This window comes from Litchfieldia salsa, from assembly GCF_900104555.1.
Lineage (GTDB): Bacteria > Bacillota > Bacilli > Bacillales > Bacillaceae_L > Litchfieldia > Litchfieldia salsa.
The window spans coordinates 1-22,761 of record NZ_FNJU01000014.1 but is presented as its reverse complement, the minus strand read 5'-3'; the positions used below and the strand labels follow the sequence as shown (position 1 = coordinate 22,761).

General features: G+C 36.8%; 20 protein-coding genes, 2 tRNA genes and 1 rRNA gene. 3 read left to right on the top strand and 20 right to left on the bottom strand.

Features of this window, described 5'->3' with window-relative positions; genetic code table 11:
- The 8 genes from BLQ56_RS19565 to groES form a co-directional block, all read right to left on the bottom strand.
- Positions 1 to 978, bottom strand: a complete 978-nt coding sequence (locus BLQ56_RS19565) for a PfkB family carbohydrate kinase (protein ID WP_090858513.1) — start codon at positions 976 to 978, stop codon at positions 1 to 3.
- Between the two features lie 93 nt (positions 979 to 1,071).
- The gene (locus BLQ56_RS19560; protein WP_090858511.1) at positions 1,072 to 3,303 is read right to left on the bottom strand and encodes a LamG-like jellyroll fold domain-containing protein; all 2,232 of its coding nucleotides are present in this window, start codon (positions 3,301 to 3,303) and stop codon (positions 1,072 to 1,074) included.
- Between the two features lie 74 nt (positions 3,304 to 3,377).
- Entirely contained in the window at positions 3,378 to 5,000 is a 1,623-nt protein-coding gene (locus BLQ56_RS19555; protein ID WP_238457327.1) for an ABC transporter substrate-binding protein, read from the bottom strand.
- Between the two features lie 102 nt (positions 5,001 to 5,102).
- Positions 5,103 to 6,020: a carbohydrate ABC transporter permease gene (locus BLQ56_RS19550; RefSeq protein ID WP_090858509.1), complete on the bottom strand. Its 918-nt coding sequence runs from the start codon at positions 6,018 to 6,020 to the stop codon at positions 5,103 to 5,105.
- Between the two features lie 20 nt (positions 6,021 to 6,040).
- Positions 6,041 to 7,003 carry an ABC transporter permease gene (locus tag BLQ56_RS19545; protein WP_090858507.1) on the bottom strand — a complete coding sequence of 321 codons (963 nt, stop codon included), beginning with the start codon at positions 7,001 to 7,003 and terminating at the stop codon, positions 6,041 to 6,043.
- Between the two features lie 206 nt (positions 7,004 to 7,209).
- Positions 7,210 to 8,193, bottom strand: coding sequence for a LacI family DNA-binding transcriptional regulator (locus BLQ56_RS19540; protein WP_090858505.1), 984 nt, complete (start codon positions 8,191 to 8,193; stop codon positions 7,210 to 7,212).
- Between the two features lie 997 nt (positions 8,194 to 9,190).
- Positions 9,191 to 10,822: a chaperonin GroEL gene (gene groL, locus BLQ56_RS19530; RefSeq protein WP_090858499.1), complete on the bottom strand. Its 1,632-nt coding sequence runs from the start codon at positions 10,820 to 10,822 to the stop codon at positions 9,191 to 9,193.
- A gap of 55 nt (positions 10,823 to 10,877) precedes the next feature.
- Positions 10,878 to 11,159 (bottom strand): co-chaperone GroES, encoded by a 282-nt coding sequence (groES, locus tag BLQ56_RS19525; RefSeq protein ID WP_090858496.1) that lies wholly within the window; start codon positions 11,157 to 11,159, stop codon positions 10,878 to 10,880.
- A 407-nt stretch (positions 11,160 to 11,566) separates the two neighbouring features.
- On the opposite strand from groES, the gene BLQ56_RS19520 reads away from it, so the two are divergent.
- Both BLQ56_RS19520 and BLQ56_RS19515 read left to right on the top strand, forming a co-directional pair.
- Entirely contained in the window at positions 11,567 to 12,304 is a 738-nt protein-coding gene (locus tag BLQ56_RS19520) for a CPBP family intramembrane glutamic endopeptidase (protein ID WP_090858493.1), read from the top strand.
- 18 nt (positions 12,305 to 12,322) lie between these two features.
- Positions 12,323 to 12,526: a YdiK family protein gene (locus BLQ56_RS19515; RefSeq protein ID WP_090858490.1), complete on the top strand. Its 204-nt coding sequence runs from the start codon at positions 12,323 to 12,325 to the stop codon at positions 12,524 to 12,526.
- A gap of 875 nt (positions 12,527 to 13,401) precedes the next feature.
- On the opposite strand, the gene tatC is transcribed toward BLQ56_RS19515, so the two are convergent.
- The 4 genes from tatC to moaC all read right to left on the bottom strand — a co-directional run bounded on the left by tatC (position 13,402) and on the right by moaC (position 15,624).
- Positions 13,402 to 14,157 carry a twin-arginine translocase subunit TatC gene (gene tatC / locus BLQ56_RS19510; protein ID WP_090858487.1) on the bottom strand — a complete coding sequence of 252 codons (756 nt, stop codon included), beginning with the start codon at positions 14,155 to 14,157 and terminating at the stop codon, positions 13,402 to 13,404.
- An 18-nt stretch (positions 14,158 to 14,175) separates the two neighbouring features.
- Complete coding sequence (locus tag BLQ56_RS19505; RefSeq protein ID WP_090858484.1) at positions 14,176 to 14,355, bottom strand: twin-arginine translocase TatA/TatE family subunit; 180 nt, start codon at positions 14,353 to 14,355, stop codon at positions 14,176 to 14,178.
- Between the two features lie 112 nt (positions 14,356 to 14,467).
- Entirely contained in the window at positions 14,468 to 15,106 is a 639-nt protein-coding gene (locus BLQ56_RS19500) for a redox-sensing transcriptional repressor Rex (RefSeq protein WP_090858481.1), read from the bottom strand.
- Positions 15,107 to 15,138: 32 nt separating this feature from the next.
- Positions 15,139 to 15,624: a cyclic pyranopterin monophosphate synthase MoaC gene (moaC, locus tag BLQ56_RS19495; RefSeq protein ID WP_090858479.1), complete on the bottom strand. Its 486-nt coding sequence runs from the start codon at positions 15,622 to 15,624 to the stop codon at positions 15,139 to 15,141.
- A gap of 135 nt (positions 15,625 to 15,759) precedes the next feature.
- On the opposite strand from moaC, the gene BLQ56_RS19490 reads away from it, so the two are divergent.
- Positions 15,760 to 17,697, top strand: coding sequence for an ABC-F family ATP-binding cassette domain-containing protein (locus BLQ56_RS19490; protein ID WP_090858476.1), 1,938 nt, complete (start codon positions 15,760 to 15,762; stop codon positions 17,695 to 17,697).
- 760 nt (positions 17,698 to 18,457) lie between these two features.
- Here the strand turns inward: BLQ56_RS19490 and tsaD are convergent.
- The 8 genes from tsaD to rrf all read right to left on the bottom strand — a co-directional run bounded on the left by tsaD (position 18,458) and on the right by rrf (position 22,533).
- The gene (gene tsaD / locus BLQ56_RS19485; protein ID WP_090858473.1) at positions 18,458 to 19,468 is read right to left on the bottom strand and encodes a tRNA (adenosine(37)-N6)-threonylcarbamoyltransferase complex transferase subunit TsaD; all 1,011 of its coding nucleotides are present in this window, start codon (positions 19,466 to 19,468) and stop codon (positions 18,458 to 18,460) included.
- Entirely contained in the window at positions 19,458 to 19,916 is a 459-nt protein-coding gene (gene rimI / locus BLQ56_RS19480) for a ribosomal protein S18-alanine N-acetyltransferase (RefSeq protein WP_090858470.1), read from the bottom strand. Before rimI ends, tsaD begins: the two co-directional genes overlap by 11 nt.
- Positions 19,917 to 19,928: 12 nt before the next feature.
- Positions 19,929 to 20,621: a tRNA (adenosine(37)-N6)-threonylcarbamoyltransferase complex dimerization subunit type 1 TsaB gene (gene tsaB / locus BLQ56_RS19475; RefSeq protein ID WP_090858467.1), complete on the bottom strand. Its 693-nt coding sequence runs from the start codon at positions 20,619 to 20,621 to the stop codon at positions 19,929 to 19,931.
- Positions 20,621 to 21,076 carry a tRNA (adenosine(37)-N6)-threonylcarbamoyltransferase complex ATPase subunit type 1 TsaE gene (gene tsaE / locus BLQ56_RS19470; RefSeq protein ID WP_090858464.1) on the bottom strand — a complete coding sequence of 152 codons (456 nt, stop codon included), beginning with the start codon at positions 21,074 to 21,076 and terminating at the stop codon, positions 20,621 to 20,623. Before tsaE ends, tsaB begins: the two co-directional genes overlap by 1 nt.
- Positions 21,077 to 21,089: 13 nt before the next feature.
- Positions 21,090 to 22,076, bottom strand: coding sequence for a thiamine-phosphate kinase (gene thiL, locus BLQ56_RS19465; protein ID WP_090858461.1), 987 nt, complete (start codon positions 22,074 to 22,076; stop codon positions 21,090 to 21,092).
- Between the two features lie 132 nt (positions 22,077 to 22,208).
- A tRNA-Asp gene (locus BLQ56_RS19460) sits at positions 22,209 to 22,284 on the bottom strand.
- A gap of 39 nt (positions 22,285 to 22,323) precedes the next feature.
- Positions 22,324 to 22,400 (bottom strand) — tRNA-Met (locus BLQ56_RS19455).
- Positions 22,401 to 22,417: 17 nt separating this feature from the next.
- A 5S ribosomal RNA gene (gene rrf / locus BLQ56_RS19450) occupies positions 22,418 to 22,533 on the bottom strand.
- Positions 22,534 to 22,761 lie beyond the last annotated feature (228 nt).

Below are 22,761 nucleotides of genomic sequence, written 5' to 3'. Positions count from 1 at the left end.
TTACCCAACCTTCTTTTTTAATATCAACTCTTTTACTTCCTCTTGTGATGGCAACGCTAAAATTGCTCCTCTTTTCATCGTAGTTAAAGCACCACACGCATTAGCAAACACAAGAATTTCCTTTATTATTTCTTCATTGTCAATGATTGTCTCAAACGTTTGATTCTGTTGACTTAATCCAAATAATAATCCACCAACAAAAGCATCTCCAGCTCCTGTAGTATCAACTGGTTTAACCTGAATACTAGGTACATGAATAGAACTACTTTTTGTGTGAAGTGTACTTCCCTTTTCACCTTTGGTGATGAGCAAGGCCTTTACATTTCCAGCAATTAGTTGCCTTACAGCTTTATTCTCATCTTGTTCACCTGTTAGAAAGAAACACTCTTCTTCACTTATTTTGATTAAGTGTGCGTACGGAATTGTATTTAAAATCGTTTCCTTAGCCTCAGCTGCTGAAGACCATAATTGAAGTCGAACATTTGGATCATAGCTAACTATCATTCCACCCGCTAAAGCTAATTCAACTGCTCTACTAGTCGCACTTTTACAAGGTTCCATGGTTTGTGAGACTGACCCAAAGTGAAACAATCCTTCCCCTTCAAACCAAGCATTCTGTAATTCTTCCGAGTTAAGTAATTGGTCTGCTGCTGGGTCTCGATAAAATGAGAAATCTCGTTCTCCATCCTCTTTCAGTGAAACAAATGCTAGGGAAGTTAGAGCATCGTTAGTAGTAAACACTTTATCTGTCTTTACACCCGCTTGATCTAACGTCTCTATTAAGAATTTACCAAATCCATCATTCCCTACCTTTCCAATAAAAGAGACATTTCCACCTAACTTAGCAACTGCCGCAGCTACATTTGCAGGTGCACCACCAGGAGCCTTAACAAATGAATGAACATCCTTTAATGCCTTTCCATTTTCTTCTGGAACAAAATCAATTAATGCTTCACCAAGTGATAAAATTGACTTCATATTTCTTCTCCTTTTTTATTGAAAACTACTTAATTTTCATAAATTATGAGTTTATCATTTTAGAAATAACAAGCAAATTAACAATGACTATTATTAACTCTTATGGATTGATTTCATCTCCCATGCATCCATTGATACTACGGTAAAGTTTCCATTCCCCCATATTTCTAATCCTTTTGCATCAAGGCTAGAAGAATAAACACGAGTAGTCAGGCTTTTCAATTCGTTCGCATAACATTCCACCATCGAACAATCTAGATAAATATGGAGCTTCATATTTTCTCCATTAATTCTAAGTGATCCACCTTGTGTTTCTATCGGAGAATGTTCTTTTTGTTTGACAACATTTAGTTTTTCAACTTCCTTATCATAGAAAATCAAAGTTTCCTCTTTTCCTTTAGGAGACTTTAAAACCTTAATACCAAATTGAGTTGCCGATTCCGCTTGAATTTCCAATCTGATTTCTAGCATATTACTCTTTACGCCTTGAATTATTTCATTTACTTCATCCTTGGATTTACCTTGTATTGAAACAACCTTATCACCACGTAATGCTTCTAATTCCTCAATTGGCTTTAATCCTAATCTTCCATCTTGTCTTAGCCATAATTCCACAGGTAATCCACCATTATGAGCCCATCCTGCTTCATACTCTTCCTTTAAAGACCTTTGGCCTTGTGCGATTGTAAATAGAATTAACCTTCCTGTTTTTTGGTCAATCATAGCGCTCGGTCCTGTAAAATTAAAATCACCTAAGTCCATTAATTGCGGCTCTTCACAGTCAGGAATAAATCTAAATTGGTCCTTATCCCACTTTCCAATCCAGTAAAACACTTCTACGTCAGCTCCAATGCCAACAGGACTAATGATAAAAATATGCTTACCTTCACCTATTGGAAATAAGATTGGTAATTCCCAAACCTCACCTAAATAAGGATAATTTTGCTCTAGATCATCATATAGTAATCCACGATAATCCCAATCTACTAAGTTGGTTGATGTAAATACTATAGCCGTTCCGCATTTACCCTCAATTCCTGAACCTACAATCTGATACCAAGTATCCCCTTCCTTCCAAACAAAAGGATCACGAAAACCATCATAGTGTAATCCTAATCCTTGAGGCTGTACAATAATTGGAGTAGGATGCTTTACCCAATTTGTTAAGTTAAGATCACCATCATCTTCGTATACACATCTTGCAAGCCCGACCATTTGGTTTGGAGTTTTTTCTAAATTTCCTGCTGTAAAAAACAATACAGGGAGCCCTTCTTCATCATAGGCTGCATTCCCAGACCAAATGCCATCTGGTGCGAGACCATCATCTTCAGTTTCTAAAGCAATCGGTAAATCACGCCAATGGACAAGATCTTCACTTACCCAATGTCCCCATTGAATATTCCCCCAATATGGTCCATGAGGATTATGTTGATAAAACAGATGATATTTTCCTTTAAAATATAGCGGTGAATGTGGCTCATTCATCCAAAGTCCTGGTGCTGTTAGATGATATTTAGGTCGGTGATAATCACTGTCATAGATGTTTCGTTCTATACATATTTCATGATAAGGAATATAAGGAATTTCTCCATTAAAAGGGGATAAATAAGACTTATAGTTTGCATACACTTCAATTGATGAAAGCTCTCTGTTATGAACCTTTACATCATCTATTAGTCCACTGAACATATTCAATGAAAAAACATCCTCTATCCAAATCGGATGATTATTCTTTCCAATCAATAAGTTCTCTTCACATTTTGATACGGTAGAATTAGCTTCAATCTGACCTTCAGCCACTTTCTCTCCATTTAAATACAAACGAATAATTCCAATTACCCCATTAAATGTAGCTGTAATGTAAGACCATTTATTTTTAGGTAATGGATACCCATCGGCCCATACCTGAATCCAGTTTTGATTAGTACCTATTTGTAATGACCATTTACCATGTCGGTGAATACCTAAGATAAAACCTTGCTTTTTTTCGAGATTATGCTGGTTGATAACTGCAGTTAGGCGTTCATCTTCATTTCCACCAAATGAACGTGGAGCAACCCAAGCCTCTACTGTAAATTCTTTTTCAATCTCTGAGATTATTCCACCTTTTCTTTCAATCCAGGTTGAATACCCATCAAACAGTAGGGAGCTTCCTTTTATCCCATTTCTCCACTGTGGATCTTGATATAGATGAGTGTGATTGTCCTTAAAAACATAATGGATAGGATACTGTTTCCCCTGAATCTCATCTGTTACTTCAGAACCCTTCCCCTCATCAAAAGACCAATGGGCAATTAGCCCTTTACCTTTCTCCTCAATACTCACAGCTTCAACTCCTCTTTTTTAAAAAAAGCCAGAACATATTTACTTGTTCTAGCTCTCTATTAGCAAATACTTTTTTATTTATTTTCGTTGAATCGATCCAAGCCATTTTGATAAATTTCCATTAAACGATTTAATCCCATTTGTTCAAGCGTATCTACGTAGCTGTCCCACTCTTTATTAACTCCGCCTTCCATCATCCAATAAGCTTTTCTTTGATTAACAAACTCTTTAATATCTACTTCAAGCTGATTAATTTCTTCAAGCTCTTCTGGACTGAAGAAGATTTGTGGGTAATTTTCCTCTTCCAAATATGGTCCATATACCTCATGTAAATCAGCCAGACGTTGTTTTGCTCTTGGCTCCATTTCAACCACATTTTCAAAATCTTCCTTCAATACAGCAAGTGGACCGTTAGGAGCTACCTTCTGTCTTAATTCACCCATTACTACATCTTCAGGTTGTTCTTTTATTTTTAGCATTCCATTTTCTTCTTCAAAGATTGTACCAATTGGTCCCCAGTTAATTTGTGCTGACATTTTTGGTGCATAAAGCTGGTCTACCCAACGCATTGTAACTTCAGGATGCTCGTTAGCAGATGTGATAGCGAATTCTGCACGAGAATAATCAGAATAATTTGATCTACCTACAATTGTATGTCCATTTGGACCTTCAACTGGAGAAAGTAAAACATAATCATCTGCAAGTTCTGCCCCAACGACTTCTTGTGATTCCCACCAGATATAAGATCCATATCTTTCGCTTTTACCTTTTGCAAAGTATTGTGATACATCTTGAGTAAACGCTTCCGGATCAATCAAACCTTCCTTAACCCACTGATGGAAATAGTCAATTGCTTCTTTATACTCAGGTTGAACAGCTGTATAAATCACTTGCCCATTACGTACTATACGATGGTCGATATTATCCGGCATATTAAATGCTGCAAACATATCACCAAAGTTACCAGTCCAGAAATTAAACATAAAGCCTAATGGAATTTCGTCTTGCTTTCCATTTCCATTTGGATCTTGTTCTTTAAATGCAACTAATACATCATGCAACTCATCCATAGTAGTCGGCATTTCTAAACCTAATTTATCTAACCATGCTTTATTAATCGAAGTAAAGTTAGGAACCGCTCCAAGTCCAGCTTCCTCAGCACGTGGTAATGTATAGATATGACCATCTGGTGCTGTCACCATACTCTTTAATTCAGGTCTCTTTTCAAATAATGCTTTAATATTTGGTGCATATTGATCAATTAAATCTTCTAAAGGAACAAGTGTTCCGTTTTCTCCGTACTTTACAATATCAAGGTCTGTAAATTTAGCAGAATAAAATGCATCTGGTAAATCACCACTTGCAAGCATTAAATTTTTCTTTTCCTCATATCCTTGGTCAGGGATGTTGTTCCACTCAATTTCTACATTTGTCATATCTTGTAACGACTTGAAAATTTCCATTTCACTATAATTTGGTGAAAGAGGTGCTTTAGGAGAAACAAAAGTTAATTTCATTTTTTCATCAACGATTGGTAGTCCCTCTTCATTAAAGCCTGCTGTTTCTTTTGGTTCTCCCCCCTTAGAATTGCCTTCAATTTTACTACTCTCATCTGATGAACAAGCACTTAAAAATAAAACTAAACTTACCATCAAAAATAGTAATGAACTAACCCATTTCTTCTTATTTTCAAACATTCTTCTTCCCCCTTTGAATTTTTCCATAGAATAAAAGTAGTACAAAATTATGTTACAACAGCAATTCTCACCTCCATAAAAGGGTGTATCATATAAAGAGCATTAGCCCTTAATACTTCCAATCATTGCACCTTTAACAAAGTACTTTTGAATAAATGGGTAGAGAATCAGAAGTGGTATAGCTGCTACAATAATCACTCCATATTTTATCAATTCAGAAATACGTTGCTGTGCTGCAAATGACTCAACATCACCAACCATATTCGCAGAAGCTTCATTTTGAATAAGAATAGATCTTAAGATCAGCTGTAAAGGATACTTTCCTTCATCATTTAAATAGATTAGTGCATCAAAGAAAGCATTCCAATGACCAACCGCATAAAACAATACCATAACAGCAATAATAGGCTTAGATAATGGTAGTACAACCTTTAGAAAAAACTTTGTATTTGAACAGCCATCCATTTGAGCTGATTCTAATAATTCAGTCGGAATTGTAGCTTGAAAGAACGTTCGAGCTACGATAAGATTCCATACTGCAACAGCTTTTGGGATAATTAAAGCCCACATTGAATTAACCATTCCAAGGTCTTTAACAACTAAGTATGTTGGAATTAATCCACCTGAAAAGAACATTGTAAAAACGAAGAAAATCATAAAGAAGTTTCTACCTATTAAATCTTTTCGTGATAAGGCATATGCAGCCATTAACGTTAATGTAACATTCACAAGTGTTCCCACGAATGAATAGACAATCGTGTTTTTATATCCAATCCATATTCGATCGTCCTGAAAAATCCGTTGATATCCTTCAAATGTAATATCTTGTGGCCATAACCATACTTCGCCATTAAAGACCTTATCCGGATTACTAATTGAAGCAATAACAACAAAATATAAAGGATATAAGACAAGTAGCATTACAGTTGTTAATAATAGTAGATTCAAAATATCGAAGATTTTATCTTCTCTTGATTTTCTTGACCATAATTTTGTACGATTAATTACAAAAGAACTCATTATATTCTCACCTCACCCTTTTACCATAATCCAGTACCAGCTAATTTATTTGCAGCCTTATTTACAGCCCATAATAAGATGAAATTTATGACTGCATTGAATAATCCAACTGCTGCTGCAAAACTATATTGTGCGTTCTGCAACCCTACCTTGTATACGTAAGTCGGAATGATTTCTCCTGCTGTCACATTTAAAGGAGTTTGCATTAAATACGCTTTTTCGAATCCAATGTTCATAAAGTTACCTACAGATAAAACTAGTAGAATCATAGCTGTAGGTAAGATTGCTGGTATATCCACATTAATTATTCGTTGAAATTTACTAGCTCCATCCATAATAGCTGCTTCATGTATTTCCGGGTTAACCCCTGCTAATGCTGCTAAATAAACAACGGCGGCCCAACCAGTTTCCTGCCAAATGCCTGAAGAGATATAAAGTGGCTTAAACCATTCAGCTTTCGCCATAAAGTTAATAGGGTCTCCACCAAAAATCATAATTACATTATTGATTAGTCCTGTATTAGAGAAGAAAACATAAACCATACCTACAAGGACGACTACCGAAATAAAATGAGGTGCATAGATAACCGTTTGTACAAACTTTTTATACTTTTGATTTCTAAGTTGATTTAACAAAAGCGCCATGATAATCGGTAATGGAAAACCAAATAGTAGTTGAAGAAAACTTAGCGCTAGCGTATTTTTAATCAGATTCCAGAATTGAAAGGAATTAAAAAAGCGTTCGAAATGCTCAAAGCCTACCCAAGGACTCCCCCACACTCCTAATGTCGGAATGAAATCTTTAAAAGCGATCAAAACCCCGTACATTGGAACATAGTGAAAAATAATAAAATAAAGGAGTGTTGGTGCAAGAAAAAGATATAATTCATAATTACTTAAAATTTTCTTAAATCTAGTAGCTCTCAAACTTTTATAATTAGCAGGAGCTGAAATTATTGAATTCTTCCTAACTGCCGTCTTCATCTCCTTCCTCCTTTCCTCTCCTTTTCGAGAATTAAAATTATAATTTTGTAACCCTTTACACTTATGATTGTATGTCATCCGGTTTCACATGTCAACCGGATGACATAATACTTTTTAAAATTTTATTTTATATTTACGTTAACTGAAGTTTGCTTCATTCACACCTATAAATAAAAAGTTAGCGAGACAAATCTCGAACTAACTTTCTATGTGGTTTCACTATCTATAATGGTGACAGGCAAAATGCTTTCTAACTGAATTTCATCATGTTGATCATTTATTTGTTGGATTAATATTTCAACTGCTTTCTCTGCAATCTCCTTAATAGGCTGCTGAACAGTACTTAACTCTGGCAAAAGACTTCTAGTTGTATCAGTACCATCATAACCAATCACTTTTAAGTCTTGTGGAATCTTAATCTTTCTAATTTTGGCTTCTCTTAAAACTTTGGATGCAATTAAGTCATCACTAGCAAAGATACCATCAACATCCGGTATTTCATCAAACAATGTCTTTATAATCTCTTGAACGGTTTCATGTGTTGCTTTATATGGAAATTCATAGGTGATAGGCACTAAGTGGTTTTCTCTCATAACATCCTCGTATGCTCTCCTTCTTAAATTAGCAGGCGTCTCTAAAAAATCAGGTCCATTTATATGAATAATTTTCTTACAACCCTTATTTAACAACAGTTGAGTAGCTTGTTTTCCTCCACCATAATTATCACTAGAAACGACTGGGATTTTATTAGATAAATTACGATCAATCCCAACTATAGGCAGTTTAGGTATGTCATATTCCTCAATCCCCCTATTATGAGCCCCAGCAATTATTCCATCTACTTGATTTCTTTGAAGCATTGTCAAATAGTTTTTTTCCTTATCTTCACGATTTTGACTATTACACAGTAAAACTTTATATCCTAAAGAAGCAGAAATATTTTCTAAGTGGAAAATAAGCTGACCATAAAAGGGGTTATTAGTAGTTGGAAAAACAAGTCCAATTAAGAATGTCCTTTTTATAAATAGTGATCTAGCAACTTCATTAGGGTAATAATTTAACTCTTTCATTGATTCTTGCACTTTTTTTCTCGTTTGTTCACTTATATAGCCCCTGTTATTTAACACTCTAGAGACTGTTGTAGGTGAGACACCAGCATGTTTAGCCACGTCTTCTATTTTTGGTTTCAATTCATACTTCCTCCTATGATCTATATATAAATGAACTATCCTATAATAAAAATATGAATATTAATAAAACGATTACATTATTAAAATATCTTACCACATTTCTCAAAAGAGTGGAAAGAACTTACAGGCTTCGATCAAATCAACCATCCTTTTTAAAACAGTACGGTTCCTAAAATAACTATTGGAAAATGTTAACCTAATCCCTTTGATAGTTCTACAATTTTTCTTATATTTCATATTCTGTTTGATCAAGAATAACTATCTCTTTATTAATTGCCAATAGACTTTGTCTCTACATTTAGGAATTCTTTGTATCAGTTGCTGTAAACTTGCCATTTTCACAAATTCCCCTTTATCCCGCAACTTCGATACAATATTAGATCTTAAGGACCAAGGGTATTCTGATAGCATTAAAGAGGGAATTAATAGAACATGATGATATTCCTAAAAGCATTAGCACTGGAACTGATTAAAAAAACCCCACCCAATTCGCCTATGTAAAAAATGAAAATAATAATGAACAACTGGAGAAGAAAAAGTTCCAAAATACCATAAAAAAGAAGAGCTTACCCTGTTTTTAAAAAACAGCCAAGGATCACGGTTTGGAGCATTTGATGAACACACAATTCACTTCTTGCCAAGGCCGGTGTCTCACTTGAACAAATCATGGATCGGATTGGCTTGGTCATAATGATGATCAAATTACGAAAAATGTGTACCTCCACTAACACAAAATGAAAAAAAGAAGCTTCCCAAAAGTTCAGCGAACTCATGAGAAGCCTCCGTTATTATCCTCAATGTTAGCAAAATGTTAGCATTTCACTCTCACCTTACTAACAAACCTAGTCAGAACAAGGTTTCAAGGGCATTGTGTCTAGCTCCCGCGGCTAGCCCCTCGAGGTCATAAGCCACTCTAGGAATGAAGGCAAAGAGCACCTTCTTTCCTAGAGCGTCTTATGCTTGTCGGGGCTGAGCAAGCCGCTTCCACTTTTCGTTATTACATCATGCCGCCCATTCCACCCATGCCGCCCATATCAGGCATTCCGCCACCAGCGTTTTCTTCTGGGATGTCAGCAACTACTGCTTCAGTCGTTAATAACATAGCAGATACAGATGCTGCGTTTTGAAGTGCTGAACGAGTAACCTTAGTTGGGTCAACGATACCCGCTTCGATCATGTTTACCCAAACGCCAGTTGCAGCGTTGAAACCAATTCCAACAGCTTCATGCTTTAAGCGTTCTACAACTACTGATCCTTCAAGACCTGCGTTGTGAGCGATTTGACGAACTGGCTCTTCAAGTGCACGTAGTACGATCTTGATTCCAGTTGCCACATCACCTTCAGCTTCGATTGAAGCTACTTTATTGTATACGTTAACTAGGGCTGTACCACCACCAGCAACGATTCCTTCTTCAACAGCTGCACGAGTTGAGTTAAGTGCATCTTCAATACGAAGCTTACGCTCTTTTAACTCAGTTTCAGTTGCAGCACCAACTTTAATTACTGCTACACCACCAGCTAATTTAGCAAGGCGCTCTTGTAATTTTTCTTTGTCAAATTCAGAAGTAGTTTCTTCTACTTGTGCACGAATTTGATTTACACGTGAAGCGATAGCTGCAGTGTCTCCAGCACCTTCAACGATTGTTGTGTTTTCTTTTGTAACAACAATTTTAGATGCACGACCTAGTTGAGTAATGTTTGCAGATTTAAGGTCAAGACCTAGATCTTCAGTGATTACTTCTGCACCAGTTAATGTAGCGATATCTTCTAGCATTGCTTTACGACGGTCACCAAATCCTGGAGCTTTAACAGCTACAGCATTGAATGTTCCACGAAGCTTGTTTACTACTAGAGTTGCAAGAGCTTCACCTTCAACATCTTCAGCAACTAGTAATAGTGGCTTACCTTGTTGTACGACTTGCTCAAGAACTGGAAGAATTTCTTGAATGCTCGTGATTTTCTTGTCAGTAATTAATATATAAGGATTTTCTAATACAGCTTCCATTTTATCTGAATCAGTTACCATGTAAGGTGAAGCATATCCACGGTCGAATTGCATACCTTCTACAACTTCTAATTCAGTTGAGAAACCTTTAGATTCTTCAATTGTGATAACACCGTCGTTACCAACGCGCTCCATTGCTTCAGCGATTAATTGACCAACTTCTTCGTCAGCAGCAGAAATTGAAGCAACTTGAGCGATTGAAGCTTTGCCTTCAATTGGCTTAGAAATTGCTTGTAACTCTTGAACAGCTACAAGAGTTGCTTTTTCAATTCCTTTACGAATTCCCATTGGGTTGGCACCAGCAGTTACGTTCTTTAATCCTTCACGGATCATTGCTTGAGCTAATACAGTAGCAGTTGTCGTTCCATCACCAGCAACATCATTTGTTTTACTAGCAACTTCAGCAACAAGCTTAGCACCCATGTTTTCGAATGCATCTTCTAATTCAATTTCTTTCGCGATTGTTACACCATCATTTGTAATTAATGGAGAACCATATTTTTTCTCAAGAACCACGTTACGACCTTTTGGTCCAAGAGTTACTTTAACAGCATTTGCAAGAGCGTCTACACCACGAAGCATAGAACGACGAGCTTCTTCACTAAATCTAATTTCTTTTGCCATCTTTCAAGACCTCCTCAAGTATTTATAAATTTCTTCTATGATATGTGCTGTTCAATTAGATAACAGCTAAAATGTCGCTTTCGCGTAAAATTAAGTATTCAGTACCTTCATATTTCACTTCAGTACCAGCGTATTTTGAGAAGATAATACGATCGCCTTCAGACACCTCAAGAGCAACACGCTCACCATTGTCCAATACACGACCTGTACCAACAGCTATCACTTTTCCTTCTTGCGGCTTTTCTTTTGCAGAATCCGGTAAAACAATACCGCTTGCAGTTTTCTCTTCTGATTGAACTAGTTCAATTACTACACGATCACCTAATGGCTTTAACAAGTGAAACAACCTCCTCAATATCTTTTCGTAAATTTTCCTTTTTATTAGCACTCATCACCTTTGAGTGCTAACACAATTATTATATTAATGAATCTCTATTTCTTTTGCAAGTATTTACTATTAAAAATTTAAAAAAATAAGTGTATAGATTCTCGAATGAAACATAATAGGTGACATATGTATTTTGGGAGAGCCCATTTAACTCACCCTCCTAGATTATGTCACAACTTGAAAAATATAAACCTATTCAACATCTTTTTTTCTTTTTATTTCTCTTCACTCATTTTTCATTACGAATGCACCCGAGTCAAATAGTGATAGAATCATTTTCATCTATGGTAAAATACATAAGTAAAGTCAAAAAACAATAGAACTTAAATACATTGCTAGGAAAAGGAGCTATTACTTTGGAAAAACGCTACTGGTATGTCATCTTGACCTATATTCTTATGCAGTTGTCTAGTATAGTTGGTGTCCCAATTTTGTTATACCTAAATGTAGTAACAGGTGAGAACACTCGTGATACCATTACAGCCGCATCAACCATATGGTTAATTATTAGTTTTATTATCGGCTTATTAATAACCTTACTTCTATTAAGAAAAGACCTAGTTGCGAACGACCGGTCGATTAAGAAATCTTCTCTCGGTGAAACGATTGCTTGGTCTTTGGGCGGGGTTTTTCTCGCAATGCTAGCTCAAGGAATTGCTGCTAACATTGAAATTCAAGTATTCGGAATTGAACCTGGTTCTGAAAATACACAACAAATCATGGAGCTTGTTAGAATGACTCCACTTCTGATTATCGTTGTTTCAATTATTGGTCCGATTTTAGAAGAGATCATCTTTAGAAAAATCATTTTTGGAACACTCTATAAACGATTCAACTTTTTCATCTCAGGTTTATTAAGCTCAGTTTTATTCGCTGCCGTTCACATGGAATTTGAACATATATTATTGTACTCAGCGATGGGCTTTACCTTTGCATTCTTGTATGTCAAAACAAAACGAATTATCGTTCCAATCTTCGCTCATGTCGCTATGAATACATTGGTTGTTGTCATGCAAACTGTTTTCGCTGAAGATATTGAGAGGATATTAAAAGAAGCGGAGCAAATGCAAGGATTTATAGGATGGTTACTTTAGTTATTGGAGGATTAATATATGGGTCGTATTTCTCCCTTTGTAATGGGAATTATTTATTTATTAATGGGATTACTATTTACCTACCTTGCAATTGGTAGTGTAGAAGAAACTGTGTGGAATTTTACAACGATTATCTTTGTGTTAGTTGCTACATTTGATTTTGGAGTATCAATTCGGATGTTTCTTCTGCATAGAAAAATTAAAAAAATGTTAGACAAATAAGAAAAGCGTAAGCGCCTTGTTCAGCCCCGACAGGTATAAGGTGAATCACGTAGGAAATCTTGTTTTCCGTAGTGATTTGACTTATGCCCCCGAGGGGCTAGGCGCTGGAGTTAGACACTAAAACCAAGTTCGAAATTTATATACTTTATTATCTTGTAAGAAAAGCGCAAGACGCCTGAGTATCGGTCACAGTCATTTGACGAGCACTGATAGAAGGCGTTTTTCGTTTTCCCTTCTTTTGATCTTCGATGAGGAATTGGATTGGTTTTGAACCACCTTTGCTTATTCTGACTGAAATTGCATCTGGTTCGAACTCTTCCGTGTTCTTGTTGCCTTCTTCTGTCTGAAGTAGCTTCTATTTCAGACTCTCTCCTACCTCTTTTATCTTCTTTTGTCTGAAGTCGCTTCCTCTTCAGACTCTTCCTTGCTCCTTTTACCTTCTTCTGTCCGAAGTCACTTCTGCTTCAGACTCTCCCTTACTTCTTTTACCTTCTTCTGTCTGAAGTCAATTCAAGTTCGGACTCTGCTCGACCCCCTTCTGCCTTCCTCTGTCCGAAGTCAGTTCAAGTTCGGACTCTCCCTTACCTCTTTTACCTTCTTCTGTCTGAAGTCAGTTCAAGTTCGGACTCTCCTTGACCCTCTTCTACCTTCCTCTGTCCGAAGTCAGTTCAAGTTCAGACTCTTTCTTGCTCCTTTTACCCTCTTCTGTCTGAAGTCGCCTCTGGTTCGTCTCTCCCTGACCCTCTTCTGCCTTCCTCTGTCCGAAGCAATATTCAATGCTCTTTGCTCTTTTACCGCCCGACTATAAAATATTAAAACAAACCAAAAAAAACAGGTAACTGAAGTTATTTCAGGATACCCGGTTTTTAAATTAATTATTTTAACTTATTTTCATTTTCATGCAAAAGTTCAGCTTGCTTTGCTTTACGGTATGCACCTCTTGATACGATAATACTTATTTCATATAAGCCTAATAACGGGATTGTTACCATTAAATGAGATAATAACTCAGGAGGTGTAATTAATCCACCAATGACCAATAGCACGAAATAAGCATATTTTCTTACCTCTACCAAAAACATCGGAGTGACAATTCCTAATCTAGTTAAAAACATGATCACAACAGGTAATTGAAATAGAAATCCAAAAGGTAGCGTCAATTGTAATAAAAATTGAAAGTACTCATTGATCCCAATAACCTGCTGAATATCCAGTCTTTCCGCTAATCGCCCCATAAAGTTAACCACAAACGGAAATAAGATAAAATATGAAAAAGACAGCCCAGTTAAAAATAAGCCAACAGAGATTGGAATATAACTTAAGGTTACCTTCCGCTCTCTTTCATATAACCCCGGGCTAATGAATGCCCATAATTGAAACAAAATTAGGGGAGAAGTAATAATAAAGGCAATGATAAAGGCAAACTGCATATAGATCTTAATTGGATCTGTTAGACGAAACGCATTCATGGTCAGTTCTTTAGCTTCATCTGCTTGCTGTAAAAAAATAATTGTAGGTTCTGCAAGAAAGAAGCTCCCTACCATGGCAAAGAAGAAGAAAACGACCACAAAGATCAGTCGTTTTCTTAATTCTCCTATATGATCATAAATCGACATTTCTTTTTCAGTCATGTTGTTCATCCTAACCTACTACTTTGTCTCTTTCTTTTTTTCATCTTCATCATCATCTGTTAACCCTTTTGTAGCATTTTTAAATTCACGAAGGGTATTTCCTGCTGCTTTCCCAAGCTCAGGTAATTTTTTTGGACCAAAAATAAGTAAAGCAACAAACACGATCAATAAGAGGCTTCCCATTCCAAGACTTCCCATGTCCATTCACCTCCTTAAAATTAATTTCTTTATGGTTATAAAACTTCTAATAGTATATTCCAGCCTGGTCTTGTACCTAGCAAATTTTACTTTTCTCTATCATACCACCATTTTATTCACTTGGATAATGTTTAAGAAAATAAACCAAGGATTGAAGTTCAACCGCCAGATCAATGTGATGAACACGTATATTCTCTGGTACATTTAGTCTTGCCGGTGTAAAGTTTAGAATTCCTGTGATCCCACACTTCACCAATCGATCTGTCACTGGTTGAGCTACCGACGCAGGAATCGTTAAGATCGCAACCGAAACTCCCTCTGGTAATTCTTCTTCTAACTTGTCTAAATGACGAACAGGTACTCCACCGATGTCTTTACCAATCTTTGCTTCATCAACATCAAATGAAATTTCAATCTTTGTATTATTATTTTTAGAAAAGTTATAGTGTAAAAAAGCGGTTCCTAGGTTCCCAACACCAATTAAGGCAACCTTCGTCACCTCGTCTTGATCTAATGTTTTTCGGAAAAATGATAGCAAATAATTTACATTATATCCATAGCCTTTTTTCCCCAACGCTCCAAAGTAAGAAAAATCACGTCTGATTGTTGCGGAATCAACTTTTACTGCATCACTTAACTCAGCTGATGAGACCCTTTGTTTACCTGAAGCATGTAGGTTCTTTAAAAAGCGATAATACAAAGGTAATCTCTTTGCAGTTGCCTGTGGTATTTTGGATTGATTTACGTTCAAGGTACTTCCCCCACATTCTCATCATCAAATATCTAATTTATTCTTTGATAGTCACCGTTTTTGCCCCCTGTTTTAACCTGGAGGTATGTCGGTCCAATGACCATCCCTTTATCGACTGCTTTACACATATCATATATTGTTAATGAACATACTGAAGCGGCCGTTAACGCTTCCATCTCGACTCCAGTACTTCCTTTTGTCTTTACCTCAACTACGATTTCCAATTTATATTCATTATTTATGGTTGTCCAAGCAAATGAAATATCAACACCATTTAGTGATAATGGATGACACATTGGAATAATGTCAGACGTTTTTTTAGCAGCCATAATACCCGCCACTTGTGCAACTGCTAACACATCGCCTTTTTTTATTTGTTGTTCTGTAATTTGATTATAAATCGTTTCATTCACGGTGATACTTGAGTGTGCAATTGCCGTACGAACCGTTTCTGCTTTGTCGGATATGTCGACCATTTTTGCTCTACCTTGCTTATTAAAATGAGTAAAATCTGACATAAATTCTTTTCACCCCTAATTATGACTATACACTATTTTAAAGTATATGTCCTATGTAGTTCTGTGAACAATTACTTAGTTGCTCACTCTAGACATAATAAGATACACTGATAGTAGAAACAAGAGGTGAACTACATGATTTTATTACAAGTAAATCAGTTGAAAAAATATTATGGTGCTGAACTTATTTTATCTAATATAAAACTAGAAGTACAATCTAAAGACCGGATTGCCATAGTTGGAAGAAACGGTGCAGGAAAATCTACTTTATTAAAAATGATCGCAGGTCAATTATCCATTGATGGCGGCGATATTATCAAACCCAAAACAGTAACGATTGACTACCTTGCACAAAATACCGGTCTGGAATCTTCCCTAAGCATCTGGGAAGAGATGCTCACAGTCTTCGAACCATTGAGACGATTAGAGGAGGAGTTACGAACACTTGAAATTAATATGGGTGATCCCAACGCGTACTCGAGTGAAGCAGATTATCAAAAGCTTTTGTCTGAATACGATAAATTGCAGGTAGAGTACAAAGATCGGGGAGGGTATCAATATGAAGCAGATATCCGCTCAATCCTTCATGGCTTCAATTTTTCCGATTTTGATTACAATACTCAGATTTCTACGCTGAGTGGTGGTCAAAAAACTAGATTAGCTCTATGTAAGCTATTATTAACAAAGCCTGACCTGCTTATTTTAGACGAGCCTACCAACCATTTAGACATTAATACGCTAAGTTGGCTTGAACAATATCTGCAAGGATATCCTGGAGCCATTTTAATCGTTTCTCATGACCGCTATTTTCTTGATAAAGTTGTTACACAAGTGTATGAAATTTCAAGAACAACGGCATCAAGGTTTGTAGGAAATTACAGCAATTATTTAAAATTAAAAGCAGAGAACTATGTACTCGAATTAAAAAAGTTTGAAAAACAACAAGATGAAGTTGAGAAACTAAAGGAATTTGTTGCGCGAAATCTTGCAAGAGCATCTACAACAAAAAGAGCACAAAGTCGACGTAAACAGCTGGATCGAATGGAATTGTTAACGAGACCCCAAGGGGACGAAAAATCAGCTTCTTTTCATTTTGATATCGAGAGACAAAGTGGAAATGATGTTCTGAAGGCCAAGGATCTTACAGTATCCTATAAGAATGAGGAGCCAATTATTAAAGATATTCAATTCTCTATCACACGTGGTGATAGTATTGCACTTGTTGGACCAAACGGAATTGGTAAATCAACCTTATTAAAAGCCATCACCAAGAAGCTAGATTTGGTTAAAGGCGAATTTCACTTTGGCTCACATGTAACGATTGGCTACTATGATCAAGAGCAATCAGATTTAAAATCAAATAAGCGTGTATTGAATGAACTTTGGGATGAGTATCCATTAAAACCCGAAAAAGAAATAAGAACCGTCCTCGGAAACTTTTTATTTTCAGGTGATGATGTCCTAAAAGTTGTATCTACCCTAAGTGGTGGAGAAAAAGCAAGACTTGCACTTGCCAAACTCATGCTACAACAAGCAAATCTTTTAATTCTAGATGAGCCTACTAACCACCTTGATCTGGATAGCAAAGAGGTTCTAGAAAATGCACTAATCGATTATCCTGGCACCATTTTATTTGTGTCCCATGATCGGTATTTTATTAACCGCCTAGCAACAAAAGTTTTCGAATTATCCAAAGAAGGTCTTAAAGAGTTTTTAGGTGATTATGATTATTATGTTGAAAAACTGTTAGAAATAGAAGAGTTAAAACAGCTTGCACAAAACGAAGCTGCTTCTACTCAAAAATTAGAACAATCTAACGACAAATCAAATTATGAAAATGAAAAAGAAGCAAAAAAGCTTGAAAGACAACGTAAAAGAAGAATAGAAGAAATTGAGGTTGAAATTTCAAGTATTGAAGAAAAGCTTGAAGCTAATGAACAATTACTCTGCAAACCAGAGATCTACCAAGATCATCAAAAGGTTCAGGAAATTAATTTAGAGAATCAATCCTATTCTTCGACACTTGAGCAATTAATGGAAGAATGGGAACAACTTCAAGAAAACAGTGGATAACTAATTATCTGCTGTTTTTTTTCGCCTTTTTTCAAAAAGATATATATGGGGTTATACACATTTATTAAGTTATCAACGGTTTTATCCACATTATCCACAGACAAATGTTAACTTACCCACAAAATTATCACTTTTACACAATCAGACATACCATAGGTTGAATAAAGTTATCCACAATCAGTCTGGGAAATAATCTTCATTTATTCACAATTTATTCGATTCTTTATTCCTACTTTCGACTATTTCATTTCATAGATCCCTCGATAATTGTCGAAATATTCATATGTTGTCCACTTTCCTTGGTGGGGACCCTAGACTGGGCACACTTATCTCGAGTTTGGTGACCTTCCATCTTCCTGATGAACATAGTAGGGCACTTATCTCGAGTTAGATGCCGCTCTCCTTGTTAGGGACCCTAGAACGGGCACTTATCCCGAGTTAGATGACCGCTCTCCTTACTAATGAGCCCCGAACGGGCACTTATCTCGAGTTAGATGACCGCTCTCCTTGCTAGGACCCCCGAACGGGCACTTATCCCGAGTTAGATGACCCTCACCTTCCTAGAGACCCTAGAACGGGCACTTATCTCGAGTTAGATGACCACTCGCCTTCCCGGAGACCCAGAACGGGCACTTATATCTCGACTATGCTTAGACCACCGACAATGACTCCCGAAATCCCCTACATAATTAATCCAACACAAAAAGAGCTATCCCTATATAAATGCTAAAGCACTTATGGAATAGCCCTCTTCCTCTGCCTATTTCAACTCTAATCCTGGATTAGCATTTAACCTGGAATCAGAAGTCTTCCCTTTTTCAAACATCACACTACCAACTGCTGCAATCATAACGGCATTATCAGTACATAACTCTAACGGAGGAATAATTAACTCGACTTCACTCTCTGAAAAGCTCTCTTCTAAAGCCTTACGAAGCCCTCTGTTAGCAGCAACTCCACCAGCTAGCAGAACTTGTCTTACTTGAAATTCTTCAGCAGCACGTTTAGTCTTACTCACGAGAACTTCAATGACACTTTCTTGGAAACTTGCTGCAAGGTCTTTTGGTTCAATATCCTCTCCACGCTGATCAGCATTATGAAGGGTATTTAAAACCGCAGACTTTAAGCCACTGAAACTAAAATCATATGACCCTTCTTCCAGCCAGGCTCTCGGTAACTTAATGGATGCCTCACCTTCATGAGCAAGCCGATCAATATGTGGTCCACCTGGGTAAGGTAATTTTAACGATCTGGCGACCTTATCATACGCTTCTCCAACCGCATCATCTCTCGTCTCACCAATTACCTTATAAACACCATGCTCTTCCATTAAAACTAACTCTGTATGTCCTCCTGAGACAACAAGAGATAATAATGGAAACGTAAACTCGGTAATAATACGGTTTGCATAAATATGTCCAGCTATATGATGGACTCCTACTAGAGGGATATTGTGGGCAAAACTAACTGCCTTTGCAGCATTTACCCCAACTAATAATGCCCCAACAAGACCTGGTCCTTCCGTCACAGCAATTGCATCTATATCTGCAAAAGTTATATCTGCTCGCTTAAGTGCTTCTTCAATGACAATTGTTATTTCCTCAACATGATGTCTCGAAGCAATTTCAGGAACAACTCCGCCAAACCTTTTATGACTTTCTATTTGTGAAGCAATGACATTACTTAGCACTTCTCTTCCATTTTTGACAATGGCAACGGCTGTTTCATCACAGCTTGTTTCAATTCCCATAATAATTTGATTAGTTAACATCTAAATTCACCCACATCACAATTGCGTCTTCTTGATTATCTGTATAATATTTCTTTCTAATACCACCTGCAGTAAATCCGTGTTTTCTATAGAGGGATTGTGCAACAGAATTTGATACTCTTACTTCGAGCGTCATTCGATTAGCGCCTTGACTCATTGCGCTTTTTTTCACCTGAACCATTAGAGCTTCTCCCAATTTCCTGCCACGATACTCAGGTAGGATCGCAATATTGGTAATATGAGCTTCGTCCATAACTAACCACATTCCACAATAACCTATCACTTTATCCTGTTCTAGCATTACAATATAGTGTGCAAAGTGATTATTCATTATTTCATTATAAAAGGCTTCTCTGCTCCATGGTGTTGCAAAAGAAGCATTCTCAATAAGCAAAACATCATCAATATCTTCTAGTGTCATTAACCGAAATGTAACGATCGCTTCCATAACTTCACCTTCTCACTGCTTGTTCGCAGCAAGCCAATTCGCTTCTGCTTCTACTAGACGAATATAATTGGGGACAAAAGTATGCACATCTTCTTCCTCTTTTAACATACCTAGAAATGCTAATTCACTAGGTCTCGGGTTATTTGCTGTAATAGCTGAATAGCTCGCTAGCTCACCCAAGTATTCATATATAACCTCTTTATGTAAATGAAGATCATTACCTATAAAAAGAATAGGAACATTGTTCTGTTTTAAAACTGTAAGCCAATCTGTTAGCAATGTAATCCGATCTTCCTTGTGAGTGAGTAATTCATTTTCTGAATATGAAAATAAACCAGTATACACTTGACCTCTTCTAGCATCAAAAATCGGTGAAATCATCCCTTTAAAATACCGACCATTTGTAGCCAATCCTTCTAAGCTAGATACACCTACCAAAGGAATTTTTAAAGTCCATGCTAAAGTTTTAGCAATTGTTACACCAATTCTTACTCCTGTATAAGAGCCTGGTCCTTTTGCAACTACTATTTTCTCAAGTTCACTAGGTTTCACATCACATTCTTGCAAAAGCTGCTCTATTGCAGGCATAACCCTAACTGAATGATTCTTCTTCAGATTAGTAATTATTTCTCCAATCACCTTATCTTCTTCAACCAGAGCAATACCCATCACTAAATTTGATGTATCAATTGATAAAACCTTCATTATTCAAATAGCTCCTTACATAATTGTATGTATCTTTGCCCGATTGGTCTAAGGACAATTTGACGTTTCGTTTCCCCTTGATAATGAATGTGAATGGCTAATCTAGACTCCGGTAATTGATCCTGAATTAGCGTCGCCCATTCAACTACCGTTACGCCATCGCCTTCGAAGTATTCATCAAAACCTAAATCCTCTTCACTAACAGCTAAACGGTATACATCCATATGATATAAAGGGAGTCGGCCATGATATTCTTTTATAATTGTGAATGTTGGACTATTTACATTTCTTGTAATTCCAAGGCCCTGGGCCAAACCTTTTGTAAAAGTTGTTTTACCTGCCCCTAAATCTCCTTCTAGAGTGATAACATCTTGAGGCTTAAGCAATTCTCCGAGCCTAGTAGCAAATGCGGATGTATCTTCTGAGGAGTCAGACATTATTTCAAATTTCTCCATTTAATCACCTTGTTTACTTTTTAAAATGATTATACCCTTTTTTCTCTAATGTGATAAGTTCGTTTTCTAGTTGCAACAGCACTTCAGGCTTTCCAGAAGACACCGTCCCAATTTTTATTAAATTCTGTAATCGTCCATCCTGTTGGATTGATTCCCACTCATCCATTGACATTGTCCCAACAAGTTCAAAATCTTCTCCACCAAATAGAGCTTTCTCTATGGCTCCTTCAGAATCACAGGATACTAATTCCTTACTCAAAGGAATCAAATTTGCGTTCAGTGTAATCGTAACCTGACTAGCCTCTGCTAATTCATTTGATTCACTGGCGAGCCCATCACTAATGTCGTTTAATGAAACGCGTTTTAGTTTCGAAAGAAATCTCCCAATCTTAACTTGTGGGTTAGGATATTGATGACGTTTGATAAGAAAGTCTTCATTAGAATTGAATGTTCCATGCCTTCCTTTAGAAAGTAGCAATTCTAATCCTGCGCTTGAGTCACCAATGGTGCCAGTTACAAAAACAACATCTCCAGACTTTGCATGACTTCTTAATAATTGCCTTCCCTCTTCAGTCTCTCCTATAACAGTAACAGTAATCATTAAAGAATCCTTTGATGAAACAGTATCACCACCTATTAAATCAACTCGGTGGCTATTTGCTAATTCACTCATCCCAGCATAGATTTCTATAAGGTCCTGTTCGCTCCAGCTACTTGGAATGGCAATTGAGACTAAGTAATAAAGTGGATTTCCTCCCATTGCAGCTATATCACTAATATTGACCGCTAATGCTTTATATCCAATTTGGAAGGGAGACATTGTCTGACTAGTAAAATGGATCTCCTCGACCAACGTATCAGTACAAATGATTTGTGACTGGTTAGGAGATGGTATGTATACTGCAGCATCATCACCAATTCCAGTGATTAAAGTCTTTTCATGATGAACGGTTGTTGGCTTAATTTGGTTAATAAACGAAAATTCATCTTGTATTGACATTTTTATAACCCCTACTATTAATTATCATTCAGATACTTTCTAGTGTACCGTATTTTAATAATTACATCAAAGATTCTAAAAAAGTGCATAAAAAAAACGAAACATCTGTTTCGTATCGTTGAAAAATATATATGGCGGTCCCGACCGGGATCGAACCGGCGATCTCCTGCGTGACAGGCAGGCATGTTAACCGCTACACCACGGGACCAAGTTTTTAGGTTTATTTAGAAATAACTAATTATTAAATTGGTTGCGGGGACAGGATTTGAACCTGCGACCTTCGGGTTATGAGCCCGACGAGCTACCAGACTGCTCCACCCCGCGATAATAGAAATATAAAAGCCTAGCGATGTCCTACTCTTGCAGGGGGAGTCCCCCAACTACCATCGGCGCTGAAGAGCTTAACTTCCGTGTTCGGTATGGGAACGGGTGTGACCTCTTCGCCAAAATCACTAGACTTATTTTTGAAGAACATTACCTATCTTACTCTTTTCTATGAAAGAGTTCAAGAGGAAATTCATTCCTTCAAAACTAGATAACGCTTAGACATTCATGTTTGAATCTAGCTCTAGAAGCCACATCCTATGGATGTTAGTTGGCTTCTTGCGCTTTTTTTGGTTAAGTCCTCGATCGATTAGTATCAGTCAGCTACACACGTCACCGCGCTTCCACCTCTGACCTATCA

What these genes read in the sequence shown, in the direction of transcription:
- BLQ56_RS19565 (WP_090858513.1), bottom strand. Translation starts at nt 978, where the DNA reads ATGAAGTCAATTTTATCACTTGGTGAAGCATTAATTGATTTTGTTCCA.
- BLQ56_RS19555 (WP_238457327.1), bottom strand. Translation starts at nt 5,000, where the DNA reads ATGTTTGAAAATAAGAAGAAATGGGTTAGTTCATTACTATTTTTGATG.
- BLQ56_RS19550 (WP_090858509.1), bottom strand. Translation starts at nt 6,020, where the DNA reads ATGAGTTCTTTTGTAATTAATCGTACAAAATTATGGTCAAGAAAATCA.
- BLQ56_RS19545 (WP_090858507.1), bottom strand. Translation starts at nt 7,003, where the DNA reads ATGAAGACGGCAGTTAGGAAGAATTCAATAATTTCAGCTCCTGCTAAT.
- groL (WP_090858499.1), bottom strand. Translation starts at nt 10,822, where the DNA reads ATGGCAAAAGAAATTAGATTTAGTGAAGAAGCTCGTCGTTCTATGCTT.
- BLQ56_RS19515 (WP_090858490.1), top strand. Translation starts at nt 12,323, where the DNA reads ATGGGTCGTATTTCTCCCTTTGTAATGGGAATTATTTATTTATTAATG.
- tatC (WP_090858487.1), bottom strand. Translation starts at nt 14,157, where the DNA reads ATGACTGAAAAAGAAATGTCGATTTATGATCATATAGGAGAATTAAGA.
- BLQ56_RS19505 (WP_090858484.1), bottom strand. Translation starts at nt 14,355, where the DNA reads ATGGGAAGTCTTGGAATGGGAAGCCTCTTATTGATCGTGTTTGTTGCT.
- moaC (WP_090858479.1), bottom strand. Translation starts at nt 15,624, where the DNA reads ATGTCAGATTTTACTCATTTTAATAAGCAAGGTAGAGCAAAAATGGTC.
- BLQ56_RS19490 (WP_090858476.1), top strand. Translation starts at nt 15,760, where the DNA reads ATGATTTTATTACAAGTAAATCAGTTGAAAAAATATTATGGTGCTGAA.
- tsaD (WP_090858473.1), bottom strand. Translation starts at nt 19,468, where the DNA reads ATGTTAACTAATCAAATTATTATGGGAATTGAAACAAGCTGTGATGAA.
- rimI (WP_090858470.1), bottom strand. Translation starts at nt 19,916, where the DNA reads ATGGAAGCGATCGTTACATTTCGGTTAATGACACTAGAAGATATTGAT.
- tsaB (WP_090858467.1), bottom strand. Translation starts at nt 20,621, where the DNA reads ATGAAGGTTTTATCAATTGATACATCAAATTTAGTGATGGGTATTGCT.
- tsaE (WP_090858464.1), bottom strand. Translation starts at nt 21,076, where the DNA reads ATGGAGAAATTTGAAATAATGTCTGACTCCTCAGAAGATACATCCGCA.
- thiL (WP_090858461.1), bottom strand. Translation starts at nt 22,076, where the DNA reads ATGTCAATACAAGATGAATTTTCGTTTATTAACCAAATTAAGCCAACA.